Here is a 1,682-nt window from a genome sequence, read left to right as displayed (position 1 = left end):
TCCGGAGGAATGGGGGAATCGGTCTCCTGTAAAGAAACGGGGCTGCCGACTTTTTTGGAGTTCGGGAGCGAATCGGTGATGTGGAGGAAGGAATTCTCCTTTCCGCTCCAGCCGGCCAGGATCTCTGCATAATGAAAGGGAGATCCCATGAGCAATTCCTGAAACGTAAGGGGGGTATCCATGGTTTCCTTTAATCTCCTTTCTCCACCCAGTAGCATTCGGGTTCTTCCTTTTTCTCGATGAAACGGATGGAGGGGCGGGTGAGGCTCCTCATCTCGTAATCATGAAGGAACTCTTGATAGTTTAACGCCTCCGCGCTGTATAGATCGATAATGGAGATGGCGCCCATAATACAGTTGGCGACGCAGATAGGCAGTTCTCCCTTCTTCTGCCTTTCTGTGCACATGTCGCACTTGTCCGCTCTTCCTGTCTCGGGCAATATGGAAATGGCACCGAAGGGACAGGCCGTGACGCATTTTCCGCATCCGGTGCAGAGGCCGGGATTTAAAATGACGATGCCGTTCCGGTCTTTCCGGATACAGCGTTCCGGACAGACGGCCATGCAGGAAGGATTGGCACAATGGTTACAGGCCATGGAGAGGTAGGCGAAAGTGTTTCCCCCCTGATGTGCCAGAGAGGTTACTTTTCTTCGGTGCGTCTCCTTTCTTCCCCGCTCATTCCTGCAGGCAAATTCACAGGTTCTGCAGCCGATGCATTTTTCGGTGTCGATGAGGAAGCCCAGCTGTTTATCCATTTTTCTTCATTTCCTCCCCATTATTTCTTCGCTATAATGATTATAAGGGGCTCCGGAACGGTGTTGTGTCACAGAATCAGCAACATTTCGGGAGGGGAGAGCGTGGAAGAGGCCTATCGGATCACCAGGCATGTATGCCCCCGCAATTGTTACAGCAACTGCAGCCTTCTCGGGTTTACCAGGGATGGCAGATTGGAAAAGGTGAGCGGAGACCCATTGCACGGATATACGAAGGGGAAGCTTTGCCCCAAAGGCTTTAACTATGTGAACCTGGTTTATCACCCGGAACGTTTGCAAACCCCCATGATTCAGGAGAAGAGGGGGAGTGGAAAGTGGAGGCCGATCTCCTGGGAGGAGGCGATCGACAGGATTGCCGGGAAGATCATGGAGCTTTACCGCCGGTATGGGTCTCATCTCTCCCTCGCCCTGAATAAGTATTCGGGGAACTTCGGCATTTTGCATCAGGCGGTGGAAGGGATGTTTAACAGTTTGGGCCCGACGACCCGGGCGGTGGGTTCCCCCTGCTGGTCCTCGGGGCTCGATGCCTTCTATTATGACTTCGGCGGGCACAGGACCTCGGATTTGGAGGAGATGACGCAGGCGGATACCCTTGTGTTGTGGGGGATCAACCCGGTCTGGACTTCGATTCACGCCCTTCCCTATCTCTATCGGGCGAAGGAACGGGGAGCCACGCTGGTCACCATCGATCCGATTTATACGGCGACGGCGAAGAAGTCTGATCTTTACATTCAGGTAAAACCTGGCGGGGATGGGGCTCTCGCCATCGCCGTCGCCAAAATTCTGGTGGAGAAAGGTGAGATCGATTTCCGTTTTATCGCCGAGCATACGGTAGGGTGGGAGGAACTTCGCTCCAAACTGGAGAGCATACCCATGGAGGATGCTTTGCTTCAGGCGGGCCAGAGGCGGG

General features: G+C 54.0%; 2 protein-coding genes. One reads left to right on the top strand and one right to left on the bottom strand.

The window, feature by feature from the left end:
• Positions 1-190: 190 nt before the first annotated feature.
• The gene (locus tag GX497_18340; GenBank protein ID HHY75138.1) at positions 191-754 is read right to left on the bottom strand and encodes a 4Fe-4S dicluster domain-containing protein; all 564 of its coding nucleotides are present in this window, start codon (positions 752-754) and stop codon (positions 191-193) included.
• A 36-nt stretch (positions 755-790) separates the two neighbouring features.
• On the opposite strand from GX497_18340, the gene GX497_18335 reads away from it, so the two are divergent.
• Positions 791-1,682, top strand: an 892-nt coding sequence (locus GX497_18335; GenBank protein ID HHY75137.1) for a molybdopterin-dependent oxidoreductase, incomplete at its 3' end; no start/stop codon positions are given.

It is taken from the genome of Bacillus sp. (in: firmicutes), from assembly GCA_012842745.1.
Lineage (GTDB): Bacteria > Bacillota > Bacilli > Bacillales > Bacillaceae_J > Schinkia.
This window is presented reverse-complemented; position numbering and strand designations above follow the sequence as displayed.

What these genes read in the sequence shown, in the direction of transcription:
- GX497_18340 (HHY75138.1), bottom strand. Translation starts at nt 754, where the DNA reads ATGGATAAACAGCTGGGCTTCCTCATCGACACCGAAAAATGCATCGGC.